The 14,536-nt window shown below is 61.5% G+C and carries 15 protein-coding genes; 6 read left to right on the top strand and 9 right to left on the bottom strand.

What is annotated here, in order from left to right:
- Positions 1-10: 10 nt before the first annotated feature.
- On the bottom strand, positions 11-805 hold the full coding sequence (gene cysD / locus NYP16_RS00545; protein ID WP_274942154.1) for a sulfate adenylyltransferase subunit CysD: 795 nt from the start codon (positions 803-805) through the stop codon (positions 11-13).
- 573 nt (positions 806-1,378) lie between these two features.
- Positions 1,379-2,257: a hypothetical protein gene (locus NYP16_RS00550; RefSeq protein WP_274942155.1), complete on the bottom strand. Its 879-nt coding sequence runs from the start codon at positions 2,255-2,257 to the stop codon at positions 1,379-1,381.
- Between the two features lie 489 nt (positions 2,258-2,746).
- Between NYP16_RS00550 and NYP16_RS00555 the strand changes: the two genes are divergently transcribed.
- The 4 genes from NYP16_RS00555 to holA all read left to right on the top strand — a co-directional run bounded on the left by NYP16_RS00555 (position 2,747) and on the right by holA (position 7,513).
- Positions 2,747-3,220: a DUF3576 domain-containing protein gene (locus NYP16_RS00555; protein WP_274942156.1), complete on the top strand. Its 474-nt coding sequence runs from the start codon at positions 2,747-2,749 to the stop codon at positions 3,218-3,220.
- A gap of 84 nt (positions 3,221-3,304) precedes the next feature.
- Positions 3,305-5,887 (top strand): leucine--tRNA ligase, encoded by a 2,583-nt coding sequence (gene leuS / locus NYP16_RS00560; protein WP_274942157.1) that lies wholly within the window; start codon positions 3,305-3,307, stop codon positions 5,885-5,887.
- A gap of 12 nt (positions 5,888-5,899) precedes the next feature.
- Positions 5,900-6,463, top strand: coding sequence for an LPS assembly lipoprotein LptE (gene lptE, locus NYP16_RS00565; protein WP_274942158.1), 564 nt, complete (start codon positions 5,900-5,902; stop codon positions 6,461-6,463).
- Positions 6,464-6,478: 15 nt separating this feature from the next.
- Positions 6,479-7,513, top strand: a complete 1,035-nt coding sequence (gene holA / locus NYP16_RS00570; RefSeq protein ID WP_274942159.1) for a DNA polymerase III subunit delta — start codon at positions 6,479-6,481, stop codon at positions 7,511-7,513.
- Positions 7,514-7,643: 130 nt separating this feature from the next.
- Here the strand turns inward: holA and NYP16_RS00575 are convergent, their stop codons facing one another.
- Entirely contained in the window at positions 7,644-8,390 is a 747-nt protein-coding gene (locus tag NYP16_RS00575) for a GntR family transcriptional regulator (RefSeq protein ID WP_274942160.1), read from the bottom strand.
- A gap of 119 nt (positions 8,391-8,509) precedes the next feature.
- On the opposite strand from NYP16_RS00575, the gene NYP16_RS00580 reads away from it, so the two are divergent.
- Entirely contained in the window at positions 8,510-8,905 is a 396-nt protein-coding gene (locus tag NYP16_RS00580) for an MAPEG family protein (protein WP_274942161.1), read from the top strand.
- Here NYP16_RS00580 and NYP16_RS00585 read toward each other — a convergent pair.
- The 6 genes from NYP16_RS00585 to NYP16_RS00610 are packed head-to-tail and all read right to left on the bottom strand — an operon-like array spanning position 8,898 to position 13,793.
- Entirely contained in the window at positions 8,898-9,683 is a 786-nt protein-coding gene (locus NYP16_RS00585; RefSeq protein WP_274942162.1) for an enoyl-CoA hydratase/isomerase family protein, read from the bottom strand. The two genes, NYP16_RS00580 and NYP16_RS00585, sit on opposite strands and share 8 nt — an antisense overlap.
- Complete coding sequence (locus NYP16_RS00590) at positions 9,680-10,330, bottom strand: trimeric intracellular cation channel family protein (RefSeq protein WP_274942163.1); 651 nt, start codon at positions 10,328-10,330, stop codon at positions 9,680-9,682. Before NYP16_RS00590 ends, NYP16_RS00585 begins: the two co-directional genes overlap by 4 nt.
- A complete protein-coding gene (locus tag NYP16_RS00595) occupies positions 10,327-11,532 on the bottom strand; it encodes an MFS transporter (RefSeq protein ID WP_274942164.1) in 1,206 nt (401 codons plus the stop codon). The genes NYP16_RS00590 and NYP16_RS00595 overlap by 4 nt, the downstream gene beginning before the upstream one ends.
- Positions 11,525-11,728 carry a hypothetical protein gene (locus NYP16_RS00600; protein WP_274942165.1) on the bottom strand — a complete coding sequence of 68 codons (204 nt, stop codon included), beginning with the start codon at positions 11,726-11,728 and terminating at the stop codon, positions 11,525-11,527. Before NYP16_RS00600 ends, NYP16_RS00595 begins: the two co-directional genes overlap by 8 nt.
- On the bottom strand, positions 11,725-13,299 hold the full coding sequence (locus tag NYP16_RS00605; RefSeq protein ID WP_274942166.1) for an FAD-dependent monooxygenase: 1,575 nt from the start codon (positions 13,297-13,299) through the stop codon (positions 11,725-11,727). The genes NYP16_RS00600 and NYP16_RS00605 overlap by 4 nt, the downstream gene beginning before the upstream one ends.
- The gene (locus NYP16_RS00610) at positions 13,296-13,793 is read right to left on the bottom strand and encodes a MarR family winged helix-turn-helix transcriptional regulator (protein WP_274942167.1); all 498 of its coding nucleotides are present in this window, start codon (positions 13,791-13,793) and stop codon (positions 13,296-13,298) included. The genes NYP16_RS00605 and NYP16_RS00610 overlap by 4 nt, the downstream gene beginning before the upstream one ends.
- Before the next feature lie 178 nt (positions 13,794-13,971).
- Here NYP16_RS00610 and NYP16_RS00615 point away from each other — a divergent pair, with 178 nt between their 5' ends.
- Positions 13,972-14,532: a hypothetical protein gene (locus tag NYP16_RS00615; RefSeq protein ID WP_274942168.1), complete on the top strand. Its 561-nt coding sequence runs from the start codon at positions 13,972-13,974 to the stop codon at positions 14,530-14,532.
- The last annotated feature ends 4 nt before the right edge of the window (positions 14,533-14,536 follow it).

Consider the following 14,536-nt stretch of genomic DNA (forward strand, 5'->3'; position numbering starts at 1 on the left):
ATCCCCGCACTTACATATAGCCGTCGGCACGGAGCCGTTCGAAACTGTCTTCGCTCTCATGGTCCATGGCCCGGCCCGACCGTTCGGCCACCTTGGTGGTGGAGAGTTCGGTCAGGATCTCGGGGATGGTGGCGGCGGTCGACTCGACCGGATTGGTGATGTCCTTGTCGCCGAGCGAACGGTAGCGTTTGCCGTTTTGCGAGAAATAAAGCGGGATCACCGGGATGTTCTCGCGATGCGTATACTTCCAGATGTCCATTTCCGTCCAATGCAGCAGGGGATGGATGCGCACATGGGTTTCGGGCGGGAAATCGGTTTTATACTGGTCCCAGAATTCCGGCGGCTGGTCGCGGAAATCCCACTGGCCGGTCTGGCCGCGCGGGCTGAACACGCGTTCCTTGGCGCGGGTGCCTTCCTCGTCGCGGCGGATGCCGGCGAAAACGCCTGAGAACTGATGCTTTTCGAGCATGGCCTTCAACCCGGCGGTCTTGCGCGCGGCCGAACGAGTGGCGGGCGGCAGGTCCGGGTCCATGTCTTCGATGGGCGGGCAGGTTTCGCGAATGAAATTCAGGTTCCACTCGGCCGCATAGCGGTCGCGGAAGTCATACATTTCCGGGAATTTCTTTTCGGTGTCCACATGCACGACCGGAAACGGCACATGACCGAAAAAGGCCTTGCGGGCCAGCCAGATCATGACGTTCGAGTCTTTGCCGAGGGACCACAGCATGGCGATATTATCGAGCCGGTTGAAGGCTTCGCGGAAAATGTAAATGCTTTGGCTTTCAAGATCGTCGAGCGCGCTCATGCTGGCAGTCCGTATCTCTAATGTACATGAAGCCGGATCAATGTCCGGTGAACGGCGGTATAAGGCGCTTGTCCTGTGGGAAAGTCAAGAAAACACTTAAAAAATATGTGTCATTATTATTTATACGTATTTTTTGTGTTTAATTCAGGTGGTGTTCTGTGTTTTTAGGCAGTCTGGATTGCCACGCTCCCTGCGGTCGCTCGCAATGACGGCAAGGGGATGTCGTTATCGCGAGCCGCGAGAGCGGCGTGGCGATCCAGTGCTTTGGTGGATGGGCTTGAAGGTCGGGCAGGTGTTGAGGGGGACGGTTGCCCCGGAAGTCTGGATTGCCGCGCTCCTTACGGTCGCTCGCAATGACAGCAACGGGATGTCGTCATCGCGAGCCGCGAGAGCGGCGTGGCGATCCAGCACTTTGGCGGGTGGGCTTGAAGGTAGGGCCGGTGTTGAGGGGAGGTGGTTGTCCCGGAAGTCTGGATTGCCGCGCTCCCTGCGGTCGCTCGCAATGACGGCAAGGGGATGTCGTCATTGCGAGCCGCGAGAGCGGCGTGGCGATCCAGTTCTTTGGCGGAGGGGCTAGAAGTTCAACCGGGTGTCGAGCGAGAAGATATGTTGTTCTTCGTTCGCGCGGTTGTTCAGGAAGGGCGGGTTGCCATAGTCGAAATATTTGAACCGGCCGGAGAAGGTAAATCCGGGCCAGATGATATATCCGGCACCGAGTTCCACGGCGCGGAAGCGGTCGCCCATGAAATTATAATAGAGCGGGTTGCTGTCATTGCGGAACCCGGCCACCTGCAGATTGGTGAACCAGCTGCGGCCGAAATAGCCGACCCCAAGGTCATAGCCCTGATAGGACAGATCAAGGCCATTCTGTTCCCGCAACAGGGAGGCGCCGAACGTGAAGCCATGATAGCCGACATTGACGCCGACCGTGTAGTTCGGACGCTTGGCGGCGGGCTCGAGCGCGAGATCGATGGACTGGTTGCCGGCACGGCTGCTTTCGGAGGTCACCCAGACGCCGAAGTTGTCGCGGCCGGATTTGGATTTTTTGGACCCGGTGCTGATCTGCAGAGTGCTGCGCTGATCGGCGGTGACGCCAAAGCCATCGACCCGGATGCCGGCGCCAAGGGCCGGAGCATTCTGGGGATCGAGCACCAGCGCGGGACGGCTGCTGAGCTTGAGGCCAAGGCTGTTGCTGTCGGTGACCGGACGTTCACCATCAAGACGGAACATGGAGCGCGCCGGCACATTACGCAGCGCGCTATGGTCGTCGTTGCCACCCGACCCGTCGTCAAGATAGATGAATTTCGATTTGGCCTCGGCCTTTGGGCCGTCGACGGCGGCTTTTGTGGCGGCGCGGCTTTTGCCCGTTGAGCCATCGGCAAGCGCAAACCCGGGCATCGCCAACGCGATCCCGAGCACTGTCAGAATGCCAATGGTCCGGACGGATGACACCGCCGTTATCCTCCCGCTCGTCGTATCCGCCCCGGACATAGGACGGTCGATGTTTATAGCCATACTGTGCAACGAACTGTGATCCTGTGAAAGGTTTTCTGAACCTCTCATACCTCTTAAGTGATTTTTAAATCACAGTTCCAGCGCAGAGTTTAGCCCACGTCATATTATCTAAGGCCAGACGCACCGAAACTCAAGGGCTGAACCGTGTTGAAACGGCAACAGTCGGGTCAAAATCCATCATAAAAGCCTCGGACGGACGCCTGAAAAGCTTAAAGGAAGCCCTCCCACGATATCCGGATCAGGATTGGAAACGGTCAGGATGCCTCGCTCGGCTGCTCGGGACGCACAGAACTGCTTCCATAAAAGGCCGAAAGGCACTAGAACATAGGCGGATGAAATTATGCGGCCATGGCGGGAAGCTCATGATGCTTCCGGCCGGTCATGGCAGCTCTTTGGCGGGCAACAGAAAACATGAGTCGCGTGAGCATGGGTATTTCGAAAGTTCTGCGCGCGGGCGCGGGTGCGGTTGTAACGGGCCTTGTGGTCCTGTCGCTTGGCGGTTGCAGCTGGTTTGGCGGCGGTCGCAGCGATGTGATCAAGGAACGGACGCTTGCGGCCGAAACCATCTCCAAAATCGGCGTCAATGCCTATCTCTGGCAGGCCAGCCTGCAAACGCTTGATTTCATGCCTATGGCCAGCGCCGATGCGCAGGGCGGGGTGATCATCACCGATTGGTACGTCAATCCGTCCGATCAGAGCGAACGCGGCAAGGTGACGGTCTATATCCTCGACAAGGGTCTGCGCGCCGACGCGCTCAAGGTCAATGTGTTCAAGCAGCATCTGCGTGGCGGTCAGTGGGTCGATGATACCGACATGGTCCAGGCGTCAAAAGACGTGGCCGACGCCATTCTGCTGCAAGCCCGGCGGATCCGCCTGTCGCAGGTTCCCGGCAGCAATTAAGATTCAATTTTTTGAGGTCGTGGGCGGCAGTATCCAGCCGCCTCTGATCATGTTGTAATTCTCTGAACGTCAAGAGGGCAGCCGATGTCTCGCTACAATGCGCGAGCAACCGAGAAGAAATGGCAGAAGACCTGGGAACAGGCCAAAAGCTTCGTCACCGATGAAGACCGCAGCCGCCCCAAATATTATGTCCTCGAAATGTTCCCCTACCCGTCGGGCCGCATTCATCTCGGCCATGTGCGCAATTATACCATGGGCGATGTGGTGGCGCGGTATCGCCGTGCTCAGGGCTTCAATGTGCTGCATCCCATGGGCTGGGACGCTTTCGGCATGCCGGCGGAAAACGCCGCCTTTGAAAACAACACCCATCCGGCCACCTGGACCTATCAGAATATCGACCATATGCGGTCGCAGCTGAAAGATCTCGGTTTCGCCTTTGACTGGGAGCGCGAGTTCGCTACCTGCGACCCGAACTATTACCAGCATGAACAGGCCATGTTCCTGGATTTCCTGGAAACCGGGCTGGTGTACCGCAAGGAATCCTGGGTCAACTGGGATCCGGTGGACATGACCGTGCTCGCGAACGAGCAAGTGATCGACGGCCGCGGCTGGCGCTCGGGCGCGCTTGTGGAACGGCGCAAGCTGTCGCAATGGTTCCTCAAGATCACCGATTATGCCGACGAACTTCTGGCGTCGCTGGACGATCTGCCGCGCTGGCCGCAAAAAGTGCGGTTGATGCAGGAAAACTGGATCGGCCGTTCGGAAGGTCTGCGGCTGTTCTTCGATCTGAAGGATGCGCCGGCGGGGCAGGACCGGCTTGAAGTCTATACTACCCGGCCGGATACCCTTTTCGGCGCGAGCTTCTGCGCTATCGCTGCTGATCATCCACTGTCGCTGAAGCTCGCTGAAAACGACCCGGCATTGGCTGCGTTCATTGCTGAATGCCGCAAAACCGGAACCAGCGAAGAAGCGCTCGAACGGGCGGAGAAAAAGGGCTATCGCCTGCCCGTGAAGGCCGTGCATCCGTTTGACGATACATGGGATCTGCCGGTGCTGGTGGCCAATTTCGTGCTGATGGATTATGGCACCGGGGCGATTTTCGGTTGCCCGGCCCATGACCAGCGCGATCTGGATTTCGCCCGCAAATATGACCTGCCGGTGCTGCCCGTGGTGGTGCCTGAAGGGATGGACGCCGCAAGCTTCACGGTTGGCACGGAGGCCTTTGTGGACGACGGCCGCATCGCCAATTCGCGCTTTCTTGACGGCCTGACGATCGATGCCGCCAAAGCCGAAGTGGCGGCCCGCGCCGAAGCCGGTGACTTTGGTGCCCGCACGGTCAATTTCCGTCTGCGTGACTGGGGCGTATCGCGTCAGCGCTATTGGGGTTGTCCCATTCCGGTCATTCATTGCCCGAGCTGTGGCATCGTGCCGGTGCCGAAGGATCAACTGCCGGTCAAGCTTCCGGACGATGTGACCTTCGACAAGCCGGGCAATCCGCTCGATCATCATCCGACCTGGAAGCATGTGGCTTGCCCGACCTGCGGCGAACCGGCGCGGCGGGAAACCGATACCTTCGATACCTTCATCGATTCGAGCTGGTATTTCGCCCGCTTCTGCTCGCCGAAATCGGCGGCGCCGTTTGATCGTGAGGCGGCCGATTACTGGTTGCCGGTGGATCAGTATATCGGCGGTGTCGAACATGCGATTTTGCATCTTCTTTATTCGCGGTTCTTCACCCGGGCCATGAAAGAAGTCGATCTTGTGGGCTTGTCCGAGCCGTTCGACGGGCTTTTCACCCAGGGCATGGTCTGCCATGAGACCTATCGCGGTCCGGCCGGGGAATATCTGTTCCCCGATCAGGTGGAGCATGACGACACGGGCGCGGCCCGTCTGAAGGGCACCGACACGCCGGTGACCATCGGCCGGTCCGAGAAAATGTCCAAGTCGAAAAAGAACGTGGTCGATCCGACCGATATCATTGAAACCTATGGCGCCGACACCGCGCGCTGGTTCGTGTTGTCGGACAGCCCGCCTGAACGCGATCTTGAATGGACGTCTCAGGGCATCGAAGGCGCCTGGCGCTTCACCCAGCGTCTGTGGCGTCTGGTGACCACGCTCGCCCCGCAGGCGGGCGCGGCCGGGTCCACTATTCCGGCGGAGTTCGGCACGGAAGCTTTGGCTCTGCGCCGGGCCACTCACAAGACGGTGGCGGCGGTGACCCGGGCGGTTGAGGAGTTCCATTTCAACCGTGCTGTGGCCCTTGTTCATGAATTCGCCAATACCCTTGGCGGCATCAAGGCCGAAGGCACGGTGGCGGCTGATTTCGCCTTTGCCATTCGCGAAGCGCTCGAAGCCGTGGTGCTGGTGATCAACCCGATGATGCCGCATCTCGCCGAAGAGCTGTGGTCCGAGTTGGGCCATCAGAAGCTTGTGGCTGAAACCTTATGGCCCAAAGCCGATCCGTCCCTGCTCAGCGACGATACGGCGACCATCGCCGTGCAGGTGCAGGGCAAGCTTCGCGATACCATCACTGTGCCTAAGGATATGGACAAGGCCGAACTTGAGGCGTTGGCCCTTGGACTTGAGAAAGTGCAACGGGCGCTCGATGGCAAGCCGGTGAAAAAAGTCATTGTGGTGCCAAATCGCATCGTCAATGTGGTAGCCTGACGCATGACCTGGATGGCGCGTTTGATCGGAGTGTTCAGTCTCGCGGCCGCGCTTGCGGCCTGCGGGTTCGAACCGATGTACGCGCCGGGCGGTCTGCATGGGGCAAGTGGCGCTGCGGCCGATCTCGCGGCGGTTGAGCTTGCCCCGCTCCGGAATGATGCCGGGCGCAATTTCCGCGTCGGCCAGCAGATGTCGAACGCGCTCAGCGAGCGGCTTTATGCGAGCGGCGTGGCCCCGGCGCGCTACCGGCTTGAGCTCAAACTGACCGAGCATCGCGAAGGCTTTGGCTTCCGCCAGGATGAATCGGTGACGCGCTATGGCCTGCGCTTGTCGGCCGAATACCGGTTGATCGACATCGCCAGCAAGAAAACGGTGCTGAGCGAAACCACCCAGACCTACAATTCCTATGACGTGTCGCAGTCGGATTTCGCCACGGTCATGGCGCAACGCGACATGGAGCAGCGGCTGACCCGCGATCTGAGCGACCGTATTGTGAGCCGGCTCGGGCTGTTCTTCCGCGAACCGCGCAAGGATGCTGCCGAGGTCGCGCCGCAACCTTCCCCAAAGTCTGATTAGGAGCGCGCGGCAGCCATGAAGCTCGGCCCGCGTGACGTCGACAGCCAACTCCGCGCCCTCGATCGCCGCTATGCAGCCGTGCTGGTCTATGGCCCGAACGAAGGGCTGGTGCGGGAACGCGCCGAGACCATCGCCCGTCAGGTGGTGCCGGATCTGAAAGACCCGTTCAATGTCTCGAACCTGACCTCGTCCGAGATTGCCGCCGACCCGGCTCGGCTTGGGGATGAGGCGGCGGCCATGTCCATGCTGGGCGGCCGCCGGGTGGTGCGCATCGATGCTGCTGGGGAGGCGGTGGCTGGACCGCTCGGCTTTGTGCTCGGCGACTATAAGGGCGACAGTCTCATTGTGCTCGCGGCCGGCGACCTCACCCCGCGCTCGGCCCTGCGCAAGCTGATTGAGGATGCTCAGAACGCGGTGGCCATCGCCTGCTATGACGATGATGCGCGCTCGATCGGTGATCTCATTCGCGCGTCGCTTGAGGCCCAGGGGCTCAGGATCGAGCAGGACGCCGGACGCTATCTTGTGGATCATCTCGGCAGCGACCGCATGGTGGCGCGCGGCGAACTCGAGAAACTCGGGCTCTATAAAGCGGCGGACAGCGACCGCATGATCCGGCTTGCCGATGTGGAGGCGATCATCGGCGACAGTTCCTCGACCGCCATCGACGAAGTGGCGTCGGCGACCACGGGGGGTGATCTTCCGGCCCTCGACCGGGCGCTCGAAAAGGCTTTTATTCAGGGTGAAACGGCGGTCGGTCTGTTGCGGGCGGTGGCGCGCCGCTTGCTTCGGTTATATGAAGCCTCAGGGTATCTCGCCGAAGGTGCGCGGCCCGATGAGGCGGTCAAACGCCTGCGTCCGCCGCTTTTTTTCAAGGACGTGTCACCCTTCACCACCCAGCTCAACCGCTGGTCGGCCGAGCGTCTGGTGTCCGCCATCCGCATCGTGCAGGACGCCGAAACCGATGCCAAATCCTCGCTTCTGCCCGCCGAAACCATCTGTGCCCGCGCCTGCCTCAGAATAGCCAACGCGGCCCGTGCGGCCCGGGGATAGACCTTGTCCCGCGATCCCGTGCTTCGAGACGCTTCGCTCCTCAGCACGATCGGGCTAGAAGCCCAATTTCCACCATTCTCGCGTACTGCCGTTCGTGCTGAGGAGGGCGCAGCCCGTCTCGAAGCACGGATCAGGCGGTTTCGTCGCGGTCGATCCAGCTGCTGTAGGTGAAGCGGGCGGCGGCGTAGAGATTGCTTGAGACCTCAAGCAAGGCGCCGTCGCTGTCGTAATAGCGACGCACCACCTTGAGCGCCGCCGTGCCCGGTTTGACCTCGAGCCGGGCGGCGTCCTCGTCATTGAGGGTGAGGGCCTGAATATCCTGGCCGATGCGTTTGATGCGCACGGGGAACAGCTCTTCCAGAAGAGCGCAGATGGCGCCGCGATGGCTTTCGATGGTCGGTAGCGCGCTTTCAAATTTGCGGTCGAGATAGATTTCAGTCAGTGAAAACGGCCGGTCGCTCAGGATCGGATAGCGGCGGCCGGTGAGCCGCAGCATGGGATTGCCCGGCGGGGTATCGAGAAAGGCGGCAAGGGTCGCGTTCGGTTTCAGGCGCTTGACGTCATCAATGACAAAGCGTGTGTCATGGGCATAGCGAAAGAGATCGTCGATGCTTTCAAGCGACTGCACATAGCGGCTGCGCGGCCGCACCGCTTCGACATAGGTGCCGGCGCCGCGCCGCCGCGACACATAGCCCGCCTGTTCGAGAAGCCGGAGCGCATCGCGCGCCGTATGGCGGCTCACGGCATAGCTTTCGCACAATTGAGCCTCGGTCGGCAGGCTTGAGCCGAGCGGATAGACCCCGCTTTCAATTTCATGCCGCAAGGTTTCCGCCATCTGTTGATACAGCGGCAGGCTTGGATCAAAGTTGCGGGTCAAGGGAGTGTTCATGTTGTTTGGTATGTAAGGCTGCTTGATATATCACTGCGGGCGGGGCATCGTCTGATGCCGCCATCCTATAGGGCATTCCTTGGCTGGGCGAGGAAAAAGGGAAACGCATGACGGTTGCATTTGATCTTACTGTGCTGGTAAGCGGGTTGGCGCTTCTGGTCTATATCTGGACCATGGTTCTCGTGGGGCGGGCGCGTGGACGTCATGGCGTCAAGGCTCCCGCGACTGAGGGGCCGGAGGACTTCCAGCGCGTGTTCCGTGTGCAGCAGAATACGCTTGAACAGATTGTCCTGTTTCTGCCGGTGCTGTGGCTCGCCTATCTGTCCTATATGACGATCTGGCCGGCGGTTATTGGACTGCTGTGGCCACTTGGGCGGGTGCTTTATGCCCTGTCCTATAAGGCTGATCCGACGAAACGCGGGCTCGGTTTCATGCTGACCTTTCTGCCGAGCGTGGCGCTTTTGATCCTGGCGTTGGTGAAATCAGTGCTCGGGCTTATCTGAACGGAAAGTCCGGTTTGCGGCGGGCGAGGAAGGCGGCGACGCCTTCGGCATGGTCGATGCCGTCGAAGCTCTGGCGGAACAGATCCTGGGTTTCCGCCGTGTCGTCGGTGGCGCCTTCGAGAATGGCACGGATCACCTGTTTGATGCCGCGCACGCTCCATTGCGAATTGTCGGCGATGGACTGGGCGAAACGGCGGACATCGTTGGTGAGATCCTCAGCCGCATGGACGCTGTTGATGAGGCCGATGCGCAGGGCTTCGTCGCTGTCGACAAGGCGACCGCTATAGAGGATCGATTTGGCGTGGCTCGCGCCGACCACCTCCAGCAGATGCTTTGCGTCCTGCAGGCTGTAGACCAGTCCGAGCTTGGCCGGAGTGATGCCGAGACGTGCTCCGGTTGCCGCCATGCGGATATCGCAGGCGAGCGCAAGTCCGCAGCCGCCACCGACGCAAGCGCCGCCGATTTCCGCGACGGTGGGTTTGCTCATGCGGGCGAGGGCGCGTTGGCCTTCGCGAATGGCGATGCGGTTGCTTTCGCGCCGCGCCGGGTCCTTGGCGATTTCCTGAAATTCGGCGATGTCGGCTCCGGCTGAAAACACGCTCGGGTCGGCGGATTTGAGGATCAGGATCTTAACGGTCGGGTCGTTTTCGACTGTGGCCACAAGGCGCGGCAGGGTTTCCCACATGGCTTGGGTGAGGGCATTTTTCTTGTCGGCCCGGTTGAGCACGATGGTGGCGATATCGCCGTCCTGGGCGAGATAGATCAGGTCGGTGGTCATTTACGCATGTCTTTCGTCTGATAGACCGGCAGGGACAGGTCGAAATGGATGGCGAGCCCACGGATGATGAAGGCGACAGCACCGCCCGCCGTCATGGCCCAGGCGCCAAAGTTTGTATAAAATACCAACAGCCCATAGGTGGCGGCACCAGCGAGCGCGGCGATGGCATATATCTCGCGCTGAAACACCAACGGCACTTCGCGGGCCAGAACATCGCGGATCATGCCGCCGCCGCAGGCGGTGACCACGCCCATGAACAGGACGATGGACAAGGGCGCGTCCTTGGCGATGGCCCAACCGGCCCCGGCCACCGCAAACAGCGCCATTCCGGCAGCATCGAGCCACAACAGCGTGCGGGTGAGCGACGAAAACACATGGCCAAGGAAAAACATGGCACCGCCCGCGATGGTCGCCACAAGCAGATAATTCGGGTCCTCGATCCAGAACACCGGCAGGCCGAGAATGAGATCGCGGGTGGTTCCGCCGCCAATGGCGGTGACGATGCCAAGCACCATGAAGCCGAAAATATCCATGCCCTTCCGCGCCGCCATCAGGCCGCCGGTGATGGCGAACACCCCGACCCCGATCATGTCGCAGATATAGAGCAGATATTTCAGATCAATGGCGGCGGTGAGATTGAGTGTCATGCCTCATGCGGGTCCCGGTTTGCGCGCGCTTCAAGGCGGGCGAGCTGCATGCCCGCCACCATAATGGCGGCGCTGGCCACAAGAAAGAGAAGAAGCAGATTGTTCCATGTTCCGGTCAGGGCCACGATCGCCCCGGCGATGGGCGGCCCAAGCAGCAGCCCGATGTTGGAGCCCTGAACGGCAAAGCCATTGACGGCGCCGATCTGCGACGGGCTCGGGGCCAGTACGGGGACCGAGGCAAGGACCGAACCCGGCAGCATGCCGCCCCAAAGCGACAAGGATATGCAGCCGAGATAGCGCCAAAGATCCGGAAGGTCGGAGAAAATCACTGCGGCCGAGGCCGCCATCAAGGCCCCCGTCGCGCCGATCAACACGCCATGGCGGATGTTTTGTTTAAGCCCCCAACCGGCAATCAGATTACCGATGATATTGACACCGACGGCAAGGGCCGTCAGCAAGCCGGCTGTGCCAAGGGGCATATGGCGGGTTTCGACCATGACGCTCGGCAGCCAGCTCATGACCACGATATATTGGAGGGTATAAAGCCCGAAGCTCGCGCCGATGAGCCAGGAGCCGGGGACCGCCGCAGCGAGCCGCAGATTGGCGGAAATCGCCACCGGCATCAACCCAGACGGCCGCGCGCGGGGGCGGGCCAGGAGCACAAGCAGCAAGGTCACCAAGGTCAGAACGGACAGCGCCAGCCAAAGTCCACGCCAGCCGACGGCCTGCATGACAAAGGGCGCGGCGACCAGCAGCAGAGTGCCGCCGATCGGGTTGTAACAGCCCCAGATGGTGAGGGCGAGTGAGCGGTCCTGTGGCTGACATTCGCGGGCGATCAGCGACGCGGCCGAAATCACGATGCAGAGAAATCCGCAGCCTTCGAAAAAGCGGCTGACAAACAGCAGCGGAACCGAGGCGGCGAAAGCGCCAAGGCCGGTGCTGAGAGCAAAGATCAGAAGTCCGCTCAGCAGCATGCGGCGCTGGCCGAAGCGGTCGGCCATGAGACCGGCGGCGACGCCGACCGTGGCCCCAAGCATATTGGCGAGAGAGATCAGCCAGCCCCCGGCCACAAGCCCGATCCCAAGCTCGGCCCGGATGAGGGGCAGGGCCGGGGCATATTTGAACATCTGGGCCGCGCTGACCACGCCGGTGAGGACGAGCGCGGCCACCGTCAGCCACCGGGTGTGGCGGGCGTCAGTCATCAATGCGGGCCTCGGCGGCGGCAATGAGGGCGCTGACACGCACGGGGTCACCGATCTGTTCGGCCATCAACAGGGCGAGCCGGGCGAGAAACAGAGTTTCCCCTTCGGGTCCGGCCCGGTCCACCGCTTGCGACAAGTGATCGAACAGGGTCTCGATGACACCGTCTTCGAGCTCGGATGGACGGGATGCGGTCATGACTTGTCTCCCTGGCCGAGGGCATGGGCGATGGCGGTCAGAAGGACGGCGGGGTCCCCGAGATGCTTGAAGCGGGCGGCCACGTGATTGTCCGGCCGCAACAGATAGGCGCTGTCGGCGGCAGCGTCATACAGCGCCCGGCTTGTAGCGTCGGTGAGCCGGATCACGGTGAGATCGGGGCGCGCGGGGGCCGGGCCGTCGCCGAACAGCAACAGGGTGAAATCGCGGCCGAGTTTATCCGAGAGAAAGCCGCCGTCCGGCAGGTGACGGTTTTCATAAAGCGCGCCGGGACGCGGACCAGCCTCAAAAGCCGGGTCGTCAGTGGCAGCATCATAGCGGAACGGAGTCGATTGCCGTGGATTGATCAGCGGGCGGGTGAAGTCATGATGGACCGCGAGCTGAAGGGCGGCCTCGCGCATGAGGCTGTAGCCTCGGCTCGGCGGGGTCATGAAGACGGTGCTTTTGCCCGCCATTTCGAACACTTCAAAGGTGGCGGCGCGGCGTTCGCTGTTGTAGCTCGCGAGCAAGGCGGCGGGGGCCTGGCCGTCAATCACGGCGCTCAGTTTCCAGCCGAGATTATTGGCGTCGGCGATGCCGGAATTGAGCCCGCGCACGCCGAAGATCGGCACCAGATGGGCGGCATCTCCGGCAAAAATCACGCGGTTCTGCACGTAATTATCAAGGCACAGGCAATGCGCCTTGTAGACGCTGGCCCAGACGAGGGTCCAGGGCGCGGTTTCCTTGATGAAGGCGAGATGCTCGGCGACGCGGGCATGGATGCGCGCGGGGGCGAGTTCGGCGGCTTCATCCTCGTCGTCGTTCAACTGGTAATCGATGCGCCAGATGTCGCCCGGTTGTTTGTGCATGAGAATGGTGGCGCCGGGATTCGACGGCGGATCGAACCAGGCCCGGCGCTCGGTAGGGGAGCTGGACGGCATGTGAATATCGGCAATCAGATAGCGGCCTTCATAGGATTGGCCCTGAAGCGGCAGATTGAGCTGGCGGCGCACCGTGCTCCGAGCACCGTCGGCGGCGACGAGCCAGTCGGCCTCAAGGCGGTAGGAGCCGGCCGGGGTCTCCACCTCAAGCGTCACATGATCGTCCTGCTGGGTGACGGCGGTGACGCGGTTTTGCCAGCGCAGATCAATCAGCGGTTCGGCCAGCACGCGGTCAATGAGCGCGAGTTCGAGGCTGTATTGTTGCAGATTGACCATGGGGAAGAATTTGTCATTCTCCCCATGGGGCATGGTCAGCTTGTAGACTTCATGGTTGCGATAATAGGACCGGCCATGGAGCCAGGGCAGGGCCATTGCCATGACGCCGTCCGCCGCACCCAGGGCATCAAGAATTTCAACGGTACGCCGGGAAAAACAGATGGCGCGGCTGCCTTCGGCCACGGTCTTGTCGGCTTCAAGCACCAGCGACGGGACCTTGCGGCGGGCGAGTTCGAGGGCGAGCGTGAGCCCGACCGGGCCGCCGCCCGCAATGACCACCGGCTGGCGCGTGACCGGCCCGTCGAGTTCCGGTGGCCGGCGAAAGGGAAAATCGGGCCTGGTCGAGCTGTCTGTCATTCGCTGTCGTCTCCAGGTTTCTTGTCCAATTTGGCGATCAGGCTGCGGAGTACGGTTTTGATGGTGGCGATCTCAGTGGCGCTGAACTCGGCCAGCGCCTCGGCCTCTAGGTCTTTGGCGACTTTGATATGCTGTTCGACCAGCGCGCGGCCATGGGCGGTGATCTCCACATGCACGCGGCGGCGGTCGTTGGTGGAGGGGCTGCGGGTGACCAGACCGTCGGCGATCATGCGGTCGAGGGCCTTGCTCAGCGTCGGCTGCTTCAGAAGCACCATGCGGGCGAGCACGCCGATGACCAGATTGTCGCGATCATACAGCACCGCGAGCACCCGCCAGACGGGCACCGACAGTCCGGCCTCCGTCAGTCTGGCGTGGAATTCGTGACTGACGAGATGGCTCGCCCGGGCCAGAAGATAGGACAGGTAATCCTCGACAAAAGGCGCCGTGGCTTCGGCTCCGGACAAAGGCTCGGGGGAAGGGTTGGGCCGGTCCATGGGATGTCCTTGTTGTCGTGGGTGCGCTTACTGTAGCTGAGCCAAAACGCATATTCCATGAAAATTAATATAGTTTTCCAAGGTCAGTCTCTGTCGGGATCAATGGTTAACAACGCCCTTGGCAAGGCTTGGCGGGACAGGTACAAGAATGAAGAAACCACAGGCTCAAAGGGGTGGAATGCGCACGGTTCGGCATGCTCTCTGGCTGTCCCTTCTTGGGCTTTGCAGTCTCTCGCTCGCGGCTTGTACGGCACCGGGTAAACCCGTGCCATCGGTGGCCAAGCCGGCTGCTGTGCGGCCAGCGGAGCCGGATCTCCTTGAAAAAAGCCGGGGACCGGTGACCAGCGATGAGGCGCCGAACGCGAGCCCTCGTCTGCGGCCGAACGAAGACGAGCGCAACCGTCGTTCCGAGCCGAGCACTCCGGTCGCGGTTGTGGACAAAGCGGATTTCTCCAGTCTGATCGGGCGCAGTTTCGCGGGCGTTGAACGCTTGCTCGGCCCTGCCGATCTGACCATCGACGTGCCGCCGGGGCGGGAATGGCATTATCGCGACGGCCCCTGTGTTTTGGTGGTCCGGTTTTATCCCGATATGAAAACGCTGGCCTACCGGGTCTTGTCCTATGCGTTCGAAGGCGGTGATGCGAGCCCGGACGCCGCGTCTGCGGAAAGTCAATGCCGCGCACGGCTTTCGACGCGCATGAAATCGGAACGGCCCGGCACCAATCGGAACGGGGAGTGATGGT

Source organism: Govania unica, from assembly GCF_027920805.1.
Classification (GTDB): Bacteria; Pseudomonadota; Alphaproteobacteria; order Sphingomonadales; family Govanellaceae; genus Govanella; species Govanella unica.

Bases quoted from the DNA above. Each gene is read 5' to 3' on its own strand.
- cysD (WP_274942154.1), bottom strand. From the start codon at position 805: ATGAGCGCGCTCGACGATCTTGAAAGCCAAAGCATTTACATTTTCCGC.
- NYP16_RS00580 (WP_274942161.1), top strand. From the start codon at position 8,510: ATGACGGTTGCATTTGATCTTACTGTGCTGGTAAGCGGGTTGGCGCTT.
- holA (WP_274942159.1), top strand. From the start codon at position 6,479: ATGAAGCTCGGCCCGCGTGACGTCGACAGCCAACTCCGCGCCCTCGAT.
- NYP16_RS00590 (WP_274942163.1), bottom strand. From the start codon at position 10,330: ATGACACTCAATCTCACCGCCGCCATTGATCTGAAATATCTGCTCTAT.
- NYP16_RS00555 (WP_274942156.1), top strand. From the start codon at position 2,747: ATGGGTATTTCGAAAGTTCTGCGCGCGGGCGCGGGTGCGGTTGTAACG.
- NYP16_RS00615 (WP_274942168.1), top strand. From the start codon at position 13,972: ATGCGCACGGTTCGGCATGCTCTCTGGCTGTCCCTTCTTGGGCTTTGC.
- leuS (WP_274942157.1), top strand. From the start codon at position 3,305: ATGTCTCGCTACAATGCGCGAGCAACCGAGAAGAAATGGCAGAAGACC.
- lptE (WP_274942158.1), top strand. From the start codon at position 5,900: ATGGCGCGTTTGATCGGAGTGTTCAGTCTCGCGGCCGCGCTTGCGGCC.
- NYP16_RS00585 (WP_274942162.1), bottom strand. From the start codon at position 9,683: ATGACCACCGACCTGATCTATCTCGCCCAGGACGGCGATATCGCCACC.
- NYP16_RS00610 (WP_274942167.1), bottom strand. From the start codon at position 13,793: ATGGACCGGCCCAACCCTTCCCCCGAGCCTTTGTCCGGAGCCGAAGCC.
- NYP16_RS00600 (WP_274942165.1), bottom strand. From the start codon at position 11,728: ATGACCGCATCCCGTCCATCCGAGCTCGAAGACGGTGTCATCGAGACC.
- NYP16_RS00605 (WP_274942166.1), bottom strand. From the start codon at position 13,299: ATGACAGACAGCTCGACCAGGCCCGATTTTCCCTTTCGCCGGCCACCG.
- NYP16_RS00595 (WP_274942164.1), bottom strand. From the start codon at position 11,532: ATGACTGACGCCCGCCACACCCGGTGGCTGACGGTGGCCGCGCTCGTC.